13 protein-coding genes are annotated in these 20,417 nt (G+C 32.9%); 4 read left to right on the forward strand and 9 right to left on the reverse strand.

Annotated features, from left to right (window positions below; genetic code table 11):
* The first annotated feature begins 301 nt into the window (after nucleotides 1–301).
* The gene (locus QNN06_RS27515; RefSeq protein ID WP_284036347.1) at nucleotides 302–1,735 is read left to right on the forward strand and encodes an oligosaccharide flippase family protein; all 1,434 of its coding nucleotides are present in this window, start codon (nucleotides 302–304) and stop codon (nucleotides 1,733–1,735) included.
* 82 nt (nucleotides 1,736–1,817) lie between these two features.
* Complete coding sequence (locus QNN06_RS27520; protein ID WP_284036348.1) at nucleotides 1,818–2,720, forward strand: glycosyltransferase family 2 protein; 903 nt, start codon at nucleotides 1,818–1,820, stop codon at nucleotides 2,718–2,720.
* A 71-nt stretch (nucleotides 2,721–2,791) separates the two neighbouring features.
* Here the strand turns inward: QNN06_RS27520 and QNN06_RS27525 are convergent, their stop codons facing one another.
* The 3 genes from QNN06_RS27525 to QNN06_RS27535 all read right to left on the reverse strand — a co-directional run bounded on the left by QNN06_RS27525 (nucleotide 2,792) and on the right by QNN06_RS27535 (nucleotide 8,228).
* Nucleotides 2,792–3,922, reverse strand: a complete 1,131-nt coding sequence (locus QNN06_RS27525; RefSeq protein WP_284036349.1) for a glycosyltransferase family 4 protein — start codon at nucleotides 3,920–3,922, stop codon at nucleotides 2,792–2,794.
* 322 nt (nucleotides 3,923–4,244) lie between these two features.
* Nucleotides 4,245–6,968 carry a glucosaminidase domain-containing protein gene (locus QNN06_RS27530; RefSeq protein WP_284036350.1) on the reverse strand — a complete coding sequence of 908 codons (2,724 nt, stop codon included), beginning with the start codon at nucleotides 6,966–6,968 and terminating at the stop codon, nucleotides 4,245–4,247.
* Nucleotides 6,969–7,241: 273 nt separating this feature from the next.
* Nucleotides 7,242–8,228 carry an LCP family protein gene (locus QNN06_RS27535; RefSeq protein ID WP_284037988.1) on the reverse strand — a complete coding sequence of 329 codons (987 nt, stop codon included), beginning with the start codon at nucleotides 8,226–8,228 and terminating at the stop codon, nucleotides 7,242–7,244.
* Between the two features lie 245 nt (nucleotides 8,229–8,473).
* On the opposite strand from QNN06_RS27535, the gene QNN06_RS27540 reads away from it, so the two are divergent.
* Nucleotides 8,474–9,469, forward strand: a complete 996-nt coding sequence (locus tag QNN06_RS27540; RefSeq protein WP_284036351.1) for an LCP family glycopolymer transferase — start codon at nucleotides 8,474–8,476, stop codon at nucleotides 9,467–9,469.
* Nucleotides 9,470–9,550: 81 nt separating this feature from the next.
* Here QNN06_RS27540 and QNN06_RS27545 read toward each other — a convergent pair whose 3' ends face one another.
* Together QNN06_RS27545 and galU are read right to left on the reverse strand one after the other, a co-directional pair.
* Nucleotides 9,551–11,587: an N-acetylmuramoyl-L-alanine amidase gene (locus QNN06_RS27545; protein WP_284036352.1), complete on the reverse strand. Its 2,037-nt coding sequence runs from the start codon at nucleotides 11,585–11,587 to the stop codon at nucleotides 9,551–9,553.
* 157 nt (nucleotides 11,588–11,744) lie between these two features.
* Nucleotides 11,745–12,623: a UTP--glucose-1-phosphate uridylyltransferase GalU gene (gene galU / locus QNN06_RS27550; RefSeq protein ID WP_284036353.1), complete on the reverse strand. Its 879-nt coding sequence runs from the start codon at nucleotides 12,621–12,623 to the stop codon at nucleotides 11,745–11,747.
* Between the two features lie 364 nt (nucleotides 12,624–12,987).
* Between galU and tagU the strand changes: the two genes are divergently transcribed.
* The gene (gene tagU / locus QNN06_RS27555) at nucleotides 12,988–13,920 is read left to right on the forward strand and encodes a polyisoprenyl-teichoic acid--peptidoglycan teichoic acid transferase TagU (protein ID WP_284036354.1); all 933 of its coding nucleotides are present in this window, start codon (nucleotides 12,988–12,990) and stop codon (nucleotides 13,918–13,920) included.
* A 419-nt stretch (nucleotides 13,921–14,339) separates the two neighbouring features.
* On the opposite strand, the gene QNN06_RS27560 is transcribed toward tagU, so the two are convergent.
* From QNN06_RS27560 to QNN06_RS27575, 4 genes are all read right to left on the reverse strand, one after another.
* Complete coding sequence (locus QNN06_RS27560) at nucleotides 14,340–15,407, reverse strand: acyltransferase family protein (protein ID WP_284036355.1); 1,068 nt, start codon at nucleotides 15,405–15,407, stop codon at nucleotides 14,340–14,342.
* An 839-nt stretch (nucleotides 15,408–16,246) separates the two neighbouring features.
* Nucleotides 16,247–17,272 (reverse strand): GDP-mannose 4,6-dehydratase, encoded by a 1,026-nt coding sequence (locus tag QNN06_RS27565; RefSeq protein ID WP_284036356.1) that lies wholly within the window; start codon nucleotides 17,270–17,272, stop codon nucleotides 16,247–16,249.
* Nucleotides 17,244–18,623, reverse strand: a complete 1,380-nt coding sequence (locus tag QNN06_RS27570) for a UDP-glucose dehydrogenase family protein (RefSeq protein ID WP_284036357.1) — start codon at nucleotides 18,621–18,623, stop codon at nucleotides 17,244–17,246. The genes QNN06_RS27565 and QNN06_RS27570 overlap by 29 nt, the downstream gene beginning before the upstream one ends.
* Nucleotides 18,624–18,965: 342 nt before the next feature.
* Nucleotides 18,966–20,414, reverse strand: a complete 1,449-nt coding sequence (locus QNN06_RS27575) for an oligosaccharide flippase family protein (protein WP_284036358.1) — start codon at nucleotides 20,412–20,414, stop codon at nucleotides 18,966–18,968.
* Nucleotides 20,415–20,417 lie beyond the last annotated feature (3 nt).

The raw sequence follows: 20,417 nt of genomic DNA on the forward strand, positions 1-20,417 counted from the left end.
AAAATACCAGTCATTTTAAAATACATACGGTTATAATTTTACATAATAATCAAAATAAGTAAAACAAATTTGAAACAAATCATTTTTTTATAAACACGTATGATATAGGAAAAACATATTTAGTTTTTCAAAAAGAAGTAACTTATTATGATGGAGGATATTTTAGGTGATTTGTCAGCTTATCCTAATGACCATATATTTTTCGTTGTTTATAATTACGTTTAATGCTAATCTTAAATGATGTAAAGCGGAATAAAACATTCGATTACAATAAATTGTTTAAAGGATTTGAAGGCATCACATGGGTAAACTTATATCAAATTACTTATATACAGTAATATATCAGTTATTAATATTAATTACGCCGTTTATTACCACACCATATGTTTCTCGAGTACTAAAACCCGAAGGAATTGGTATTGATGCATATGTATTATCCATCGTACAGCTGTTTGTAGTTTTTGCTGCTTTGAGTTTCCCTATGTACGGAAGTAGACAAATAGCTACAAAACAATCTTTGGAGGAAAGATCAAAAGAATTCTGGTCCATCTATGTTTCACAGATTGTTAGTTCACTGATCACGATTGCGGTTTATATCATCTATATTTTCACTGTTGATGACTATAAAATGTTGTTTTTCATTCACATTTTCACCCTGATTGCCGCAACCATTGATGTATCTTGGTACTTTATTGGAAAAGAGCAAATGAAAAGTATTACAACCAGGAATATAGTAGTGCGAGTCGTAAGTTTAATATTGATATTTACCTTTGTAAAAGAGGTAGATGATTTAGATAAATATATCATGATTAATGCTTTTACACTTTTTGCTGGTCAATTAATTATGTGGATACCTTTATTAAAAGATATCTCCTTCACGCGTATTACTTTACGTGAAATGAAAATACATATAGGGCCAATCATTAGTTTATTTTTACCTCAAGTTATGATCCAGGTCTATCTTCTTGTAAACAAAATAGTATTAGGCCGCATTTCCGGCGAAGTTGAAGTAGGCTTTTATAACCAGGCAGATAAGGTAGTACGGATAGCCTTGGGATTTATTACATCCTTAGGTACTGTGTTACTCCCCAGAATGTCTAAAGAATTCTCCCTGGGGAATATAGATGCCATGAAAAAATACATTAAATATGCACTACAATTTGTATTGATGATTACTCTGCCAATGACATTGGGCCTAATGGGAATAGCATCAAATTTCGTATCATGGTTCTTAGGGAGTGATTTTAAACCGGTTATTGGTTTAATCAATATTATCAGCCCAATCATATTTTTTGTTGGTCTAGCTAATATATTTGGTGTTCAAATTTTGGTTTCAACAAACCAACAAAATAAATATGCATTAAGCATTACGGTTGGAGCAATACTCAGTCTGGTTACAAATATATTGCTTGTAACCCAGTTCGCAAGTGCTGCTACTTCTTGGGCCTTATTAGTTGCAGAGGCCGCAGGTGCATTGATTCAATTGTATTTTGCGAGAAATTATTTTGATTTTAAAAATTTCTCAGCAATGTTTTTAAAGTACTTAGCTTTAAGTTTTTTCGTTTTCCTATCAGCAAATGCAGTTGATAAATATATCAATTTTAACCCTGTGCTTACAACATTTCTTCAATTATTAGCAGGACTTTGTGTCTACCTTCTAGGGCTGGTCCTAATAAAAGATTCAATCCTAATGATGCTATTAAAACCGATTAAAACCAAAGTATTAAAACGATAACTTATTGCAGATTAACTGTACGATTATGACAATTGAAAACCAGCATGTTTTTCATTACATTTTTTAAAGGAGCGAAGGGAATTTGGATAATCAAAGTCTACATGTTCCATCAGTCTATATTATCATTCTAAATTACAATAACCCTGAAGATACGATTGCCTGTGTTGAAGAAGCCGAAAAAATTAGCTATGGAAACTTTAAGATTGTCATTGTTGATAATAAATCTACCGACAATTCGGAAGCCCTTTTAAAGGAAAAATTCCCGCATCATACATTTTTCCAAACTGGCGCTAATTTAGGATATGCAGGTGGAAATAATATTGGAATGAAGTATGCAAAGGACCAAGGGGCAGACTATATTTGCGTGCTAAATAATGATGTCATTACAAATCCTGACTTTTTACAAAAATTATTGGATTATTTAGAAGCAAATCCCAAGGTAGGAGTTGTCGGCCCAAGAGTATGTGAGTATGATGAACCTCATATTGTCCAGTCAACTGGTGCTATGATCGATTTCCATACTGGGCGAGTCAATATCATAAATAACGGCGTACATGAAGATCAATTGAAGGGTGAAATAATACCTTGTGATTACGTTGGCGGTGCATGTTTGCTGTTTAATAGCAATATTCTCGAAAAAGTTGGATATTTTCCTGAGGACTACTTTTTATTTTACGAGGAAACAGAATGGTGTCTGGAAATAAAGAAAAAAGGTTTTGGGGTAATTTGTTATTGTGATGCAAAAGTTGTTCATAAAGGTTCTGCATCGATTAATCAAATCTCCGGTTTATCCGAGTATTTTATGTATCGGAACGTTGTCATATTTATGAAACGAAATGCTAAATTAAATCAACGGCTTGTATTTTATTCTTATTCAATGCTGTATGCAATTTATCGTGGGTTAATAAAAAAAGAAGGATTGAAATTTATTAACTATTTCTATCATGGTTTAACAGAAAAAAATAAGTATGACAAAAAATTATAGAGCTATAAAGCAATCGCTTTATAGCTCTTTGGTTTGGATTAGTAATAGCATAAAAAGATTGCTGACTATCTTTAATCATCAAGACATTTTTTTATAACTCGGTCACAAGATTCTAACCATTTATCCCAGTTTAAACTATTCTCATATTTTGTTCTTGAATTTTTTGAAAAAGTCATATAAGTATTAGGGTCATTGCAAATAAACTCAACTTTTTCTGCGAACTCTTTTCCCTTTTTTTCGAGCGGCAGCCTAAATCCGTTTACTTCATCCTCCACATAACTTTGGATTCCTCCAGTATCATATGTGACTATCGGAAGCCCATACATGCTGGCCTCCGAGAAGACAATTCCAGCACACTCTGCCCGTGTTGGTAAGATAAAAATATCACTGTCTTGGTAGTATTTAATAAGCTTATCGTAATCCCCCTGGTTATTCTTATTAAGAAATCCAACAAAGTTCACATGATCATTCTTGATCGTACCTGGATTTTCCAAGCCGATGATGGTTAGTTTATATTTTGAGTCCGAATTTCGATTGAGAAAGTCCAGGCATTCCAAAGCGATATCAGCACCTTTTCTCTCCCATTCTACACCAACGAAAAGTAGATTGATTTGCTTATTTGTTTCGAAGCTTTTTTTAATAAATTTATCAATTAAATTTGCTCCAAAAGGCAGCACATTAATTTTATTAACGTTAATGCCGTAATAATTGATTGCATCGTTTTTGGCCCAATCACTTGCATAAATGATTTGATTTGCATTCACTAACGCCTGTTTTTCCACCATATTTCCATTTTCGATACTTCGTTCATCCAAATTAAAAAGATAATAATTAATCATTACGTGAAAAGTTGCATCAGATAGGTAAATGATTGGTATATTTGTATTTACAAAAGCAGCAGCTACACTATTAGCCGGGAAAAATAAAATATCATATTTCTTGCCAGATTGTTGTAATAAATTAGTCAGCTTTTTTGATTTTAGCTTTGAATAGGGAACCATCATATTAGTGGATGACTTTTTTGTAAGTATTTGTTTCAATCGTTGTTTTATGTAGAACCATTTATCTAAGCCTTTCGTTTCCAACACGATGGGGTCTACTTCATACTTTTTCGAAAGTATATTATACAGGTTAAATATTGTTCCTGACCACTGTGTTTTATCATTAACATCCGCATTAACTACATAACCAATCTTTAACATATTGCAATTTCCTTTCTATGGCTGCTAAGCATTTAATGTGATCTATTAAGTGGATTTGTATTAGAAATCACCTTATTTAAGTTCATACTATATATTTGTTCTTTAAGCAGATTATGTCCCTTTTTCAGGTAATAGCTTTTACAAAAAAGGAAAATATTAATCAAATTAAAGTATAGACTTCAATAGACTATCACGAAATAGTAATCCTTTCAATCGGTTACAAAAATGATATTATTTGTACTTCTTCAAATGAACGAAGGCTACCCTTGAAAGTCCTGTTTCCATTACTTTTAAGGGCAGCCCTTTTTATAAATTTATTTTATTATTTATATACTGGAAATTCTAAATAAATTGTATATGGTTGAATTTTATATACGTCATACATAACTTGGACTTGTTTATATGCCCAGCCAATATCCGTTGCATATTGATGTCCAGCTCTATTAAAAGTGGACATTACCTGTGGGTTCCAACGCATTTCATATAATGTGTTTTGAACTACATTGTAGTTGTTATTTCCACCCAAGTAACCATTGTCAATAAAGGCAGCGCCGCCCACTATTGCATCGTAAGGGGTAAACCAACCTTTTTCATAAGCTGTTTTAGCTCCACATTCAACCGGACAACTATCAAGTGCTCCCACACCATACATGTTATAAACCGTTCGACCATTATATTCTACTCCTTTTGCAAGAGTGGAAGTACCCTGACCTGTTTCTAACAAAGTATGAGCCATTAAATATACTTCATTTATACCGTATTTAAATCCAGCCTCAATAAAAGCTTGACCCTGATTCGCTAAAATTCCTTTTCCTGCTAGATATTGATTTAAAGTCTCTTTTGAAACTCCACTAGGTTTTTTTAAATCCATGAATTGGAATTTTTGTTGCACATCATTTATAAAGTTATTTGGATCCAAATAATATAAGACATCAGAGGATGTTGCATTACGCCAATTACCAATGCTTACTTTATACCAACCACTATTGTCTTCTTCTAAAACAATTAATTGAGCATCCTTCATTACTGTAGCGTAGATATGACTCCCTGAATTCTTTTCTGCTCTAATATTAAGGTAATCGGTAGTTGCTTGGCCGATTCTTAAATTAGCGTTTGCAAGACTACTATGCACGTATAAGATATTTCCATTGTATTCAATTTGATACCATCTTGTACTACCTGAAACCATATCCCCTGTAACATTAGCATCCAAGACTTTAAACAATGTACCTTTTCCAACGTAAACAGCGACATTATCAGCAATATTTGGAGAAGTTCTAAGATTCACACCGCTCCCAGTAATCGAACCACCATTAAATACATTCATGTATTGACTGCTAACATATGCAGGATCATTTCTATATTTATCAGTCTGTGGAGAAACTTTCATTTGCATATTTAATGCATCATTTAATGTTAAACTATAATAATTAGTTATATTTGACTCAATAAACGGTTTAGTTGTCGGTCCTGGTGCTGCCCCACCTTTTTCAACTAAAATAATCTGAATGGCTTCTAAACGTTTTGAAAGACCTTGTGTACCAGCAGATTCCCCGTTTTTTGCCCAATCCAGCCAACCATAATCTTGTGCATGAACACGGTAATAGATATCAAAGTGTTGTGCCATTTCACCTGTTAGGTTGATTTGAATCGCTTCTAAACGTTTACTTTCTCCAGATGTTCCAGATAATGCTCCATTTGATACGTTATTTAACCAGCCATATCCTTGAACGTGAGTTTTGTAAGAAATACCGCCAGAATAAGGAGCCTTATCCAATGAAATCTTTATGGCTTCCAATCGTTTTGCTTGTCCTTGTGTTCCTGACATTTGTCCATCAGATACGCCCGTTAACCAACCATAATCTTGAACATGGGTTGAATAAACTACAGATGGATCCATAATTAATGGTTTATTTGTAGAACCTGGTGCAGCTCCATCTTTAGCAACCAAAACAATCTCAATGGCTTCCAAGCGCCTCGAAAGTCCCTGAGTACCAGCAGATTGCCCGTTTTTAGCCCAATCCAGCCAACCATAATCTTGTGCGTGAACACGGTAATAAATATCGTAATGTTGCGCCATTTCACCAGTTAGGTTAATTTGAATTGCTTCTAAACGTTTACTTTCTCCAGATGTTCCAGATAATGCACCATCTGATACATTATTTAACCAACCATAATCTTGAACATGGGTCGTGTAGGAAATACCACCAGAATAAGGAGCCTTATCCAATGAAATCTTTATGGCTTCCAATCGTTTGGCTTGTCCTTCTGTTCCAGACATTTGCCCATCAGATACCCCCGCTAACCACCCATAATCTTGAACATGGGTTGAATAAACTACAGATGGGTTTTCTACGGGGGAACTTGTTGCTGTAGTTTGTACTGACTTTAAAGAATAATCTTCTTTTACTAAATTGAAACTATTCTCACTTACTATTGGATTATCATTAGTAGCGATAACTTCTGTAGATGGATCTACATCAGAATTTAAAGAATTATATTCTTCTTCAGTAATCTCTATTTTTTTGTTATTCTCGTCAATTGAATAGTATGTTAAGCCTTTATTTTGAATCACGGTACCGTATTCATCAACTGCTTGCACTTCTTCTATTGAAGTTCCATTTTCGTTTTCAGCCACAACTGTAATGTGCTCATTTAAATTTAATGGCTTTACCTCATCAACTTTAAATGAATCAGACATAGCTAATCTGTAAGGAATACTTTCGTTTTCCGATACAGCTATTTCATTTAGTTCATCATTAACAGCTAATGTAATATCTTGTATTTGACTTGATGAATCATTTTCAATTTCAATTCTACCATTTACAGATAATTTCGATTCATCCGTCCATCCTGTTAATATCAACTTTACATTTTCAGATAATACTATTTCTTGTTCTCCGCCATTATAATTGATGAAATAATAACTAGATCCCTCTTGGAAATTTCCTGTATCGGAACTTTCTATTGCATAAGCAATACTTCCTGCAGAAGGAAATGCAGAACCCATTAATAGCATTCCTGTTAGAACTATCCTTCCTCGCATTTTTCATACTCCCCATAATTAAATTTAATACTACATAAAAAAACGAATTATAACTTTATTCGACAATTTTTATGCATTAACTCTATTAGTCTAACATAAAAAATGAACCCATGACTATATATCTATTATTTTTTTACAAAAAAATACACTTAGGTTTAGTTCTATTATTTTGTTTTATTAAAGACGATAGAATAAAAGTAGATAATTGAACAATTTGCTTGTTTCAATGACAAAAAACACTTACTGAGATTAAAATGTAAGTGTCTTTTTACTTTATTCTTTTTCTGTACTTTGGCTATCATTTTCTGAAACCATTTGATTTTCATTTAAAAATTGGTTGATGGCTGCCTTATTTTCTTCAGAATCAATTTCTAGAACAGAACCAGCATGCTCATAGCTTCCCATCTTGAATGAATGATCGATAGGGATTCGTAAGGTTTCGATCTCATCTGGAGGATGTAACATAAAGTCCTTTAATAACGCCAATCGGTCCATACCTTCCAAGTTGGTATCAATATAAGGCTGAATCGTCCCAAGTAACTTTGGCAATTTGGTAACACCATTAATACTTACAAATTCATCCTTTAAACCGTTAATTACTTTTTGTTGACGCTCTACTCTTCCAAAATCACCGTTTGTGTCACTTCTAAAACGAGCGTATCCGAGCAACTGTTTACCGTTTAAATTTTGCAATCCAGGTTGTAAAACAACACCAATTTTTTCGGACATTTTCTTTTCGACATCTATTTCAATTCCATTTGGAGCCAGTGTGTTTACGACTGATTCAAATCCTTTAAAATCAATTACGGCATAGTAGTGTATATCAATATCAAAATTTTGCTTTATCGTTTGTCTAAGCAGTTCCGTCCCGCCCAAAAAGTAAGCCGTATTTAATTTATAATTTCTGTAACCTGGAATCTTAACATAAATGTCTCGCATAAGAGAAACAATTTTTGCTGATTGATTTTTGGGGTCATACTGGGCAATCATAATGGTATCTGTACGTGACTTTTCCTCGCCTCTGGAGTCAACTCCAAGTAAAAGTATATTAACCTTTTCCATTTCCTCCCTTTCCGTACCATTAAACTCTTTCTTTGCAGTTACATTAGAACCAATCGATTTTCCAGAAGCCTGTTTTAAGCCTTGAGAATATTGATAGTATATATAGCCTGAAACACTCAATAGCATAACAAAAATAACAGAAAAAACTCTCCCTAATTGAATCTTCCTTTTCTTTTTTTTGTAAAGTTGTCGACTCATTATTTCCATCCTTTTTATCGGTTAATAAGACAAGTCTTTTAAAGATGTTTTAATCATTAGTCTATTACAATTACTTATTTCCAACTACAAAAACTATAGCATATATTGTCATTTTTTGTAACAATTTATTTTCTAAATGTCTAATTTTAGTTGATATTATGTTATTTGCAGACTATAATTTTGAATGTGTATACAATTAATTTTAACATAAAAGTTTATTAACTTCATATAGAAGGGACTGTTAGGTGATTAATAGATATCAAAGAACAGATAATAAAAAAAAGAAATCGCATAGATTCCTGCGTTTTTTTCTATTTACACTTTTGGTTTTAGCCATTGGCGGTGGTATCTACACTTATAATGTATATTCAGATGTAGCAAAAGCTGTAAATAAAATGCATAAGCCAATAAAAAGGGAAGTCTCACAGAAACGTGAAGAAAAAGTTGAAGTTAAAAAGAAGGACCCAATTTCAATTCTTCTGGTTGGGGTTGATGAAAGACAAGGAGATAAAGGGCGGACTGATTCTATGATTATTGCCACCATTAATCCTGAAACAAAAACTACGAAACTGCTAAGTATTCCACGTGATACAAAAACAAAATTAATAAATAGCAATAACCCTAGTAAGAGTAGTGTCACCAAAATAAATGCTGCCTATGCTTATGGCGGGATTGAAATGACTATTGACACTGTAGAAAATTTTCTAAATATCCCTATTGATTATTATGTCGAAGTTAATATGGAAGGCTTTAGGGATATTGTTGATGCCCTGGGTGGGATTGATGTTAACAACAAAATTGCATTTGAATTGGAAGGAGTCTCACTTAACAAAGGGCCACAGCATCTAAATGGTGAAAAGACTTTAAAATATGTTCGTATGAGAAAACAAGATCCTGCCGGAGATTTCGGCCGACAGGAAAGACAAAAAGAAGTAATTTCACAGATTATCGAAAAAGGTGCGAGCTTATCTTCTTTAACTAAATACAATGATATTTTAGAAGCTCTGCAGGGAAATATAAAAACAAATTTATCCCTTAATGATATGATTGGTATACAAGCCGATTATAAAGCTGCTACTGGAACAATTGAAAGGCTTGAAATAAAAGGTGAAGGAAAACTGGTGCCAGGAGATGGCTGGTATTACTTTGTAAACGATCAATCACGACAAGAAACCTCCAATGAACTTAGGGCTCAATTAGGTCTTTCTGATGCTACAGTTGCCAAATTAAATATTAAATAAAAATTCCTGATAGTCCAATAATACAACAACAAACACCCTCATAATTTGAGGGTGTTTGTTTTATAGATAATAAAATTTCCATTAGTACATATCAAAATATTGATCAATTCCATCAACAATCGATTTTGCAAGTATATCTTGATATGAATCTGTAAATAATTTCTGTCGTTCGCTCGAATTGTTAATAAAACCAATCTCCAGTAAAGTGGCAGGCATAGCCGATTCACGTACAACTGAAAAATCTGCCCCATCAGTTCCACGGTTTGTGGCTCCTGTATAAGCAATCATTTTTTCCTGAATTAAATTAGCTAGTTGCATACTCTTTGCAATTCTGTCCGGATTAGTAGCCATTCCAGCATTAATTTTTGAAGGATATGTTGGATCAATTTCATAGAAGTAAGACTCAATACCATTCACAGAAGTTGATGTTGTTCCTGAAGAGTTAGTGTGAATACTGACAAAAATATCAGTATTTAGATTATTGGCCATTTTAGACCGATCTAGCAACTCCACAGATGTATCACCATTACGTGACATATAAACTGTATATCCACGATTTAATAATAATGATTGAACTTTTTTTGCAACTGCCAAATTCAAGTCTGATTCGCGATAACCGACTGAAGTTGCACCAGGATCAGTTCCACCATGTCCCGGATCTAAAAATACGGTAAATCCTTGTTGCTTAAATGCGGCTTTTTCACTGACCGGTTCACCTTGACCTTTAGGGACTAATTTGATTTCGATAGCTTCTAACCGTTTTGAACGTCCTTCGGTACCGGCTTTCATCCCATTTTTTGCCCAGCCTAACCAACCGTAATCTTGTGCGTGAACCCTGTAATAAACATCATAATAATTTGCTATTTCGCCCGTTAGACCAATTTTAATTGCTTCTAATCGTTTACTTTGTCCAGATGTACCGGAAACTTCACCATTTGATACGTTATTTAACCAGCCATAATCTTGAACATGCGTTGAATAGATAATTTCTCCACTATAAGGAGCATCAGGTAGAGTAATCTTAATGGCCTCCATACGTTTACCTTGCCCTTGAGTTCCACTCATTGCTCCATTTTTTACATTATTCAACCAGCCGTAGGTTTCAACATGAGTTGAATAAACAACAGATATATTTTTTACAAATGCTTGCTCTATTGAGCCAGGAGCTTCTCCACCTTTTGGGACTAAAACAATTTCAATTGCTTCTAATCTTTTTGCAAATCCCTCTGTACCGGCCGATTCTCCATTCTTAGCCCAACCTAACCAACCAAAATCTTGAGCATGAACACGATAATAAATATCATAATTTTGAGCTTTTGAACCAGTTAGTTCGATTTTAATGGCTTCTAACCGTTTCGCTTCTCCTGTAGTACCACTTTCTTTACCATCAGTGACAGAAGCTAACCAACCATGATCTTGTACATGAGTGGAGTATTTCACACCCAAATCTTGTACATTATCAATTGAAATTTTAATACTTTCCAGCCGTTTGGCTTGACCTGCTGTACCCGACAATTCTCCATTAGAAACTGCGTTTTGCCAACCAATGTCTTGTACATGGGTAGCATATCGAACGGAAGGGTTTTCCACCTCTGACTGTGTACTATAAATATTTACTACTTCCTCAGCATTTCCTTCACTAATTACAGCCGGTGCTTCTGAAATAGGACTTACAGTCGGAGCTTCTGAAGTAGGAATTACACTGTTATTTTGTTCACCAGTAGTCATTTGTTCATTAGTCACTTCTTCAACTTTAAATGTATCAGAATCTTCTAATCTATAATAAATACTTTCTTTCTCCGGCACTGTAATTTCCTTTAAATGATTGGTAGCATCAATCGTTATATCTTCTGTTTGATTTATTGACTCAGTATGAATATTAATTTTACCATTTACAGAAGATTTCGTTTCATCTGTCCAACCAGATAATGTCAATGTTACATTCTCATTAAGCACTGCTTCTTGGCTTTCACCATTATAATGAATGACAAAGTAACTCGATACTTCATCGGAAGTTCCTGAGTTTATACTATCTAATCCATTTGCATTACTTCTATTTGGAAGTAAACTAATAAAGATTAATAGTACGACAAAAAGCAAAAAAATCTTTCTATGCATTCTTCTACTCCTATTCTACAAATTTTTACAAACAATATTGTTATTCTATCATAAAGTTAGTAGAAAATTTGCGAATTTTATACTGATTTTACAAAAAAAAAAACTATGAGTAATTTATTTAACTCATAGTGCAATTTTTTATTTTGATGTATTGGAATTAAGATTGATTTTTTTCCATTTGACTTGCCATAAACCTTAATAACGGTTCTCTCAATTCCTCTTTCTGAAGGGCAAATTCAATCGTTGTCTCGATAAAGCCCAATTTTTCTCCAACATCGTATCTGCTGCCTTCAAATTCATAGGCAAATACGCGCTGAATATGATTTAAATTTTGGATGGCGTCCGTTAACTGTATTTCCCCACCTGCTCCGATTTCCTGCTTATCTAAAAACATAAAGATTTCAGGCGTAAAAATATATCTACCTATAATGGCTAAATTAGATGGTGCTGTTCCTATTTGAGGCTTCTCCACAAAGTTACGAACTTGAAAAGATCGGCCATGCTGTTCAACTGGATCAATTATACCATAACGGTTCGTTTCCTCTTCAGGCACCCTCTGTACTCCAATCACCGAAGAATGGGTTTTGTCAAATTGATTTATTAATTGCTTCAAACATGGTGTTTCTGCCTGGACAATGTCATCCCCAAGCAGTACTGCGAATGGTTCATTTCCAATAAAATTTCGGGCACACCAAACGGCATGACCAAGCCCTTTAGGTTCTTTTTGCCTAATATAGTGGATGTCGACCATTCTTGATGGCTCTTGAACTTTTTCTAATAAATCAAACTTTTCTTTATTAAGGAGGGTTTGTTCTAGTTCAAAGGCAACATCAAAATGGTCCTCAATTGCCCTTTTTCCTTTACCTGTAACGATAATGATATCTTCAATACCAGATTCAATTGCTTCTTCTACTATATATTGAATTGTTGGCTTATCTACAATCGGAAGCATCTCTTTTGGCATGGCTTTTGTTGCCGGTAGAAAACGGGTTCCAAGGCCGGCGGCAGGGATAATCGCCTTTTTTACCTTTTTCATATAAGTACATCCTTTCCTTGCTAATCAGTATGTATTTTAATATACATTTAATTATTAACTATTACAAAAGAACATATTGTTCAGATTTCACTAAAATTATTTCATAATAAAAAGAAATTTACAAGGTACAGCCTCAGGTTAATAAATTTTTAAAGGAGTCAACAAAAGTCTGCTAAGGATACAATGGAGACATTTTTGTAAACATGTTTAAACTTCATGATATCTTATGAGTAAAATTGTGATATTATTATATAGTTAATTTATGTAGAAAATTGGCGAATGCATAGGCTGATTTTCCTAACAAAAACTTTCAATAAGAAATAGTGCAACTTCGATATAGTTATTTTAGTAGGGGGAATTTCACATGCCGTCTAGAACAGAGAGAAAGAAAAAACGCAGATGGCCAAAGGTTTTACTTATAACTTTTGCCATTTTGTTCATTGGAGTAGGAGCATATGCATATTCTGTTTATCACTCACTAACAAGTGCAGTAGAAACTATGCATACCCCACTTGAGAGAGAAAAATCCGATAAACGTGAAGAGCAAGTGTCATTAAATAAAGCACAACCATTTTCCGTTGTTTTATTAGGAGTGGATCAAAGGGAGAATGACCGCGGACGCTCTGATTCCATTATTGTCATGGCAGTAAATCCAAATACGAATTCTGTTAAAATGTTAAGTATACCTCGTGATACACGAACAGAAATTGTTGGAAAAGGAAAAGTAGACAAAATTAACCATGCCTATGCTTTTGGAGGCATTGATATGTCACTTAAAACCATTGAACATTTTTTAAATATTCCAATTGATTATTATATTCAAATCAATATGGAAGGCTTTAAAGATATTGTAGATTCCGTTGGTGGTGTAACCGTTCAGAATGATTTAGATTTCACAGAAGAGGGTTTTCATTTCCCTAAGGGACAATTAAAATTAAATGGGGAAAAAGCTTTAACGTACGCGAGAATGCGGCACGAGGACCCAAGAGGCGACTTTGGAAGACAGCAGCGCCAACGCCAAATCATACAAGCGGTTATAAATGAAGGTGCAAGTTTAAGTTCCTTAACGAATTATGGGGATATCTTTACAGCCTTAGGTAACAACGTAAAAACAAATCTTGCATTTAATGAGATGGTGACGATTCAAAGCAAATATAGGTCTGCAAGTAATTCAATCGAGCAAGTGCAAGTAAATGCTCAAGGAACTATGATTAATGGCGTTTCCTATCAATTAATTTCTGATCAGGAAAAAGCTAGAATTCACCAGATACTAATGGAGCAGTTGGAATTAAATTAATAAACTTAATAAAGTTAATTAATATACAAGATTAATAGCACAGACTATGGTCTGTGCTACTTTTTTAGTGAAGGATAAATGTTAGAGCCTCAAACCCAAGATCTTCCTCTGTACTATCTCTATTAAGATAAACGCAAGTCGCGAGTTAGTGGAAACGTCCTTTATTAGGAAAGATAAAATGTAAGAACACTCGATTATTGGAGCGCTAACCGCAGTTAAGACTTTTGCCTTCGAGCCGTGTCCTTAACCATCAATTCCAAAAATGATGATGGAGATAAGATTATTCCATCTTTAGCTTTAAAAATTGTCAAACCTCTTTGAATGGCTAACCATCTAACTAAGTATGTGAAAAAGCGATAAATAGCTTCTCTTCTTTGCGTTGGTCAAAAAAAGACCAAGACAGACAGCATCTTTGCAATTTAAGCCACAATTTTATTAACTTCTTTTTTAACTAATGGTTGTTTTTTTAATTTAAGTGCATTTTTTTCTACCCAATGCCAAGAACATATCGACATTAGGAATATTATTGGAAAGGAAATTAGAAAATTAGCCCACCAATACATTGTACCACCAAAAAAATAGGTAACCGATTGCTGAATTGGAAAAGCAAAAATATACGTTCCATATGAGAAATCACCATATTTAGAGCCATTAATTTTTCGTTTGGTTGCATAAGTTAAATACATAATAATGTATGCAAGACAAGTGGTAATAATGGGTAGAAAGTAGAATTTGTAAAAAACTAAACTAACAAGTAAAATAATAAAAGCTATGAATGATATTCTAGGAGTAAGTTTTATTTTTTCTTTAAAGGCATAAAATAACATTCCAACTGAAAAGAATGAAAGTATATTTATAACATTCCCATAAAAGCCATCTCCACCAAAGTTTTTTGCAGCTAGAAAGGAAGAAGTAATGTATATAAATAGTATTATTCCTTTTCTTAGGAATCCCAAGTAGCCTAAAATCATAATACCTATATAACATATAAATTCAAAAAATAATGTCCATATCGACCCATTTACAAGTGAAGGATATATATTATTTTCAAATACTCCTGGCAAAGGATATGATATAAAAATTAATGAAAGAACTTTGATATACTCATATGTTGCACCATTGCTAAAATATTCATTAAGAGACAGAGTGGTTACTATTGGTCCTAAAATAAAAACGGTGAAAAGAACAATAAAAATTAATCCAGGAAAAATCCTTAGTATCCTTGCTTTAAGATAGTTGCTTGGGTCATTATGCCTTAGATAGCTTTGTGTGATTAAGAACCCGCTTATTATAAAAAAAACAATTACAGCGATCCGTCCAAATGAAATATCTCCAGTTAGTTGATATAGTGGATCAGGGTCATTTCCATTAAACTTTCCCAAAGAAAGGGGAAATGAATGTGAAAATATAACTGTGATTGATGCTAATAATCTAATAAAATCGTAGTTATTATCCCGATCCTTCATCAGACTACCAATAGTATTCATTAATGTCATATCCTTTCGATAAATAAATTATATATAAAATAACATATAAATTAAAAAAAGAGGGAATTTGTAGAAAAGAAACCATCCAGTTATCCATCTTACGGAAACAAACAGAAATAAGGGAAGAAAACGGGATTCTCAAAGATATGATTTGTTATCCGTAATCTGCTTAGGTAGATAAGCAAAAGGGAAAGGGACGTCCAAATAATCATTGTATTAACAATAAATCGAATCAATTATTCAGCGGAAAAATTAGTATTTACCAAGATACATGCATTGAAAAAGTAGGCAGAGGTAGGAAGATAAGATAAACCACTTCAATGGCTTAGATACAGTGGAAAACTTTCTTATATTCAAATAAACTATTATATATAGAATTAATAAGTTTGATTAGAGGATAGGGTTCAAGAAATATTTTGTCCCCTATCCCATTAATAAATACAGTCGATCATTTTTAGTATCCAAATATGAAGCTTCAGTTTGTTGTGACACTTGATTCCTAACTGTGTTACATCAATTTGTACTTCATATCTCTTCACCTTATGAGAGTATGCCCCTGCACTTCCTAAAACTTTACATCCTTTTACAACCATTTTCACATAAGCAGGAAACTGAGAAATTTACAGGTTCCAAGATTAACAAAAGCAGGATACAAAGTTTAGACTCTATCCTTAATTGGTTTGCTCAAAAAAATTAAGCAAATTACTATCTTTTTTAATAAGAACAACTTAAAATGCTATCTCTTTCGATAGCTTTAATCTAAAAATTACTATGCCTGTTTCTAAATCAGAAAATATATTATAATCTAAGAAAAGCATTTTATGAAAGTATTAAATTTATTACTTTACCTTATAATAATCCACATACCAATCCGCAAACTTTTGTAAACCTTCATCTAGTGAAGTTTTTGGCTTAAATCCTATGGCTTTCATTAATAAATTTGTCGATGCATAAGTATATCGTACATCTCCAGGCTTTATAGGTTCAAATTTTTTCTCAAATAAAACTTCTCTTCCTAGTGCATTGGTTAACGCTTTCTCTAAAGTTTCAATGAATACCATTAACTTTTCGGGTCTATTGTTACCAATATTAAATACTTTATGTTGAATTTCTCCTGCAGGTGGATTAATAATAAGACGTTCGATTCCTTCAACAATGTCATCAATATAAGTAAAATCTCGATAAAGGTCATTTTCAAAATCACCATCATTGAAGATTTGAATTGGTTCTCCTGCAAAATAATTATTAGCAAAACCAAAATAAGCCATATCTGGTCGACCCATTGGTCCGTACACTGTAAAGAATCTTAACCCTGTTGCTGGTATCTTATATAAATGGCTGTATGTATAAGCCATTAATTCATTTGATTTCTTTGTAGAAGCATAAAGTGATACCGGGTTGTCAACAAAATCCGTTTCTTCAAATGGTACCTTTTTATTAGCTCCATATACAGAACTCGAAGATGCATACAAAAGGTGATCTACGGGATAATATCTGCAAGCTTCAAGGATGTTAAAGAATCCAATTATATTGCTTTGTATATAGACATCAGGGTTATCAATTGAATACCTTACCCCCGCTTGAGCTGCTAAGTTAATTACTACATTGGGCCGATACTCTTCAAAAATTCCCATCACCAAATCTTTATCTGATATATTACATTTCAGAAACGTAAAATTATCATAACGCTTTAAATGCTCTAATCGAGTATTTTTTAAATTCACATCATAATAGTCATTAATGTTATCAATACCAATTACCTTACAGCCTTTTTGTAATAAACTTCTAGATAAATAGTATCCTATAAAACCTGCTGCTCCAGTGATCAGATATGTTTTACCTGGACATAGATTTTTGTTTTGCAAGTTTCTCCAACTCCTTTATTACGCCTCTAGTAACTGCCTTTCTTCCAATTGAATAATATTCAACTCCAGCTTTTTGCATATCTTCTATACGATATATATTACGACCGTCATATACCAAAGGAGTTCTCATCAATTTCTTATAGGTTTCAGGTACAATAGCTTTTACTTCGCCCCATTCTGTAAAAATAAAGCAAACATTAGCCCCATCTAGTGCATACTGGATATTTGAAACATATGTGATACTTCCTTTTCTACATTTTCCTTCTGGATATATTTTAGCAAAATTTGCAGTTCCAACTGGATCAAACGCATATATGTTAGCGCCTTTTTCCAATAATAATGCAACATTTTCAAGAGATGCAGCTTCACGTAGATCATCGGTTCCAGGCTTAAATGTTAGACCTAATACTGCTACCTTTAAACCATCAAATGTAATTAATCTCTCACTTGCTTTTTTGAATAACCTAGTTTTTTGTTCCTTGTTAACATCAATTGCGGCCTTAACAGTTTTTAACTCATATCCATTCTGTCTAGAAATATAATCTAGTGCCTTTGTATCTTTAGGAAAACAAGACCCACCATATCCTATTCCTGCATTTAAAAATTTACTTCCGATCCGTTCATCAAAACTCATACCTTTTGCTACATCCTGAATATCCGCACCGACTAATTCGCATAAATTAGCAATATCATTCATATAGGAAATTTTAAGTGCAAGAAAATCATTGGAAGCATACTTAATCATTTCCGCTGATCTCCTATTTACTGAAACAATCGGTAAATTGAATGGTTCATAAATCTTCATCAAAAGCTCTTCTGCCCATTTGCTTTCTGTTCCAATGATTACTCTTTCAGCGTGTAAGGTATCGTATACAGCAGAGCCTTGTGCTAAAAATTCCGGATTTGAGGCTACTTCAACTCTTACATCATGAACTAAAAAATCATTGATGAATTGTTCCACTTTATCATTTGTTCCAACTGGCACAGTCGACTTCACAACAACAAGGCAATCTTTTTCAATAGATTCAGCAATTTGTCTTGCAACAGTTGCAATATAGGAAAGATTAGCCGAACCATCCGGCTGTTCTGGTGTCCCTACACCAATGAAAATGGCATCTGCATTTTTATAAGCTGATTTGTAATCAGTTGTATAATCAATTTTTCGTGCTGAATAGTTTCGCTTCATCAATTCTTCTAAATTCGCCTCATAGATTGGAGAGACTCCAGACTTCATTAAGTTTACTTTATTTTCATCAATATCAACACAAGTTACTTGATGGCCTTTTTCGGCAAAACATACACCTGCCACTAAACCAACATAACCTGTCCCTGCAACTGCTATCTTATACATCTACTTTTCTTCCTTTACTGATAATTTATTAACTTGGTGACCTATTTGTACTTGATTCTTAAATAGTACCCTAGTACGCTATCTTTTAGTCATTGTTATAGAGGAAAGAGAATTAATTTTGATACAGTATTAGTATACTTAGTCTATTATTTTATTAAATTAAGGTATATATTTCCTGAAATTTCCGACTATCACATTTTTTAACACAGTAAAAAGATAAGCCACATGAAAAGACTGGTAGACATTTATACTAGACTCCGCATGCAGAGAAAGTTAATCTATTTTATAGTATCTTAAAGAATGGAATTTTTTACATTTATAGAGAAAGTACTATTTTCTCCTCTACCCAACCACCAACTGTTTAACATTATCAAATGTATTTCTAATGTCTCTCTTTTTGATTAATAAATATAATCCATATACTACAATATAAACTATGACACCTAACAAGGAATTTACAAACCAACTAATTAGTATGAATATCAGAGACATAGTCAATTCAAGTATTATATCTTTATACACTGAAATATTTAGTATTTTTGATAAGAATACCTCTGCCAATACAGAACGAAAGGCCAAAGCCAACACAATTGATACTGTAATCAAGGTTAAGTTCTTTAATAATGTTGTGAACATGATTGCTAATATTATGCTCAATATCACTGAGCCTAAATTAACAGCAAGCATCAACTTCTCTTTCCGTAAAGTTTTTAAATAGGTATTAATTAATAAAGCTATTTTCCCCTCAAAGATAAACATAGGAAAAATAATTGACATATACATAAAACTATCATTATACTCTGGCAACCATACTGATAAAATAAATTTTAAAGGATAGAAAACTATGAGTAAACCAGTTAAGGGAACCATTAAAAAGTTTCTCATAGTTGTATAAATTCCAGGAAGCCTCTCCTTATTCGTCCTTCTTAAAACAGGAAACATTATAATACCAACTGCATTAATAAATGTCATTATAAGATTTGAAATAGTTAAGGTAAGTGATACGATACCAAAAGTTGATATACTCCATGTACGTTCTATTCCAAATTGAAAAACCCCTATAATTAACATGTTGGCTGTATTCGCAAACATTAACTTTATTCCAACACAAACATTTTCATAAGTTTCTCTTAAACTAATATAAAAATTAGTTATTTTCATAAACACGATATCCCTGCAACAATACATTGCGTACATTAACGATACTAATTTTCCTATTAGATCTGCAACTATTAATAATTTGTATTGCCTCACTCCACCGAATAAGAATAGTAAAATTAAACAACAAAAAAGGATCCGCTCGATCAATGTTAATTGAGCATACTCTTTAATTCTATTTGTTCCTAGTAAAATGTAGACTAACATATATCTAATATTTACCATTAACATATAAATAGAAGTCATAATAAGAACATATAATCTATTGGAGTCTGAACTAAATATATAAGAAAGAGCAATGATCACAATACCCATCAATATTTGTAATATTCCCATCATCCAAAACTGAGAAAAAAATAATTTTTTATTTAATTCATTATATTCTTTACCGCCATATCTAAGATATATCCCATCATTCCAGCCAAAGTGCAAAAAGCCCACATAAGAGGTGTAAAATAGATATAACTGCCAATATCCATAGTCTTCTACTCCTATCAATTTTGGAACAATAAGTAAAACTAATGTTGAAATGACCATTGAAATTAAATTGGATGACAGTGAATATGAAAAATTCTTCATGAAAGTATTTACTTTATTATTTATTTTTAGCCTCATCATATATTCAGTAAACACTCA

This window comes from Neobacillus sp. 114 (genome assembly GCF_030127045.1).
Taxonomy (GTDB): domain Bacteria; phylum Bacillota; class Bacilli; order Bacillales; family Cytobacillaceae; genus Neobacillus; species Neobacillus rhizophilus.

Excerpts from the sequence above, each read along its gene's own strand:
- QNN06_RS27515 (WP_284036347.1), top strand. The coding sequence starts at position 302 with ATGGGTAAACTTATATCAAATTACTTATATACAGTAATATATCAGTTA.
- QNN06_RS27525 (WP_284036349.1), bottom strand. The coding sequence starts at position 3,922 with ATGTTAAAGATTGGTTATGTAGTTAATGCGGATGTTAATGATAAAACA.
- QNN06_RS27530 (WP_284036350.1), bottom strand. The coding sequence starts at position 6,968 with ATGCGAGGAAGGATAGTTCTAACAGGAATGCTATTAATGGGTTCTGCA.
- QNN06_RS27535 (WP_284037988.1), bottom strand. The coding sequence starts at position 8,228 with ATGAGTCGACAACTTTACAAAAAAAAGAAAAGGAAGATTCAATTAGGG.
- QNN06_RS27545 (WP_284036352.1), bottom strand. The coding sequence starts at position 11,587 with ATGCATAGAAAGATTTTTTTGCTTTTTGTCGTACTATTAATCTTTATT.
- galU (WP_284036353.1), bottom strand. The coding sequence starts at position 12,623 with ATGAAAAAGGTAAAAAAGGCGATTATCCCTGCCGCCGGCCTTGGAACC.
- tagU (WP_284036354.1), top strand. The coding sequence starts at position 12,988 with ATGCCGTCTAGAACAGAGAGAAAGAAAAAACGCAGATGGCCAAAGGTT.
- QNN06_RS27560 (WP_284036355.1), bottom strand. The coding sequence starts at position 15,407 with ATGAATACTATTGGTAGTCTGATGAAGGATCGGGATAATAACTACGAT.
- QNN06_RS27570 (WP_284036357.1), bottom strand. The coding sequence starts at position 18,623 with ATGTATAAGATAGCAGTTGCAGGGACAGGTTATGTTGGTTTAGTGGCA.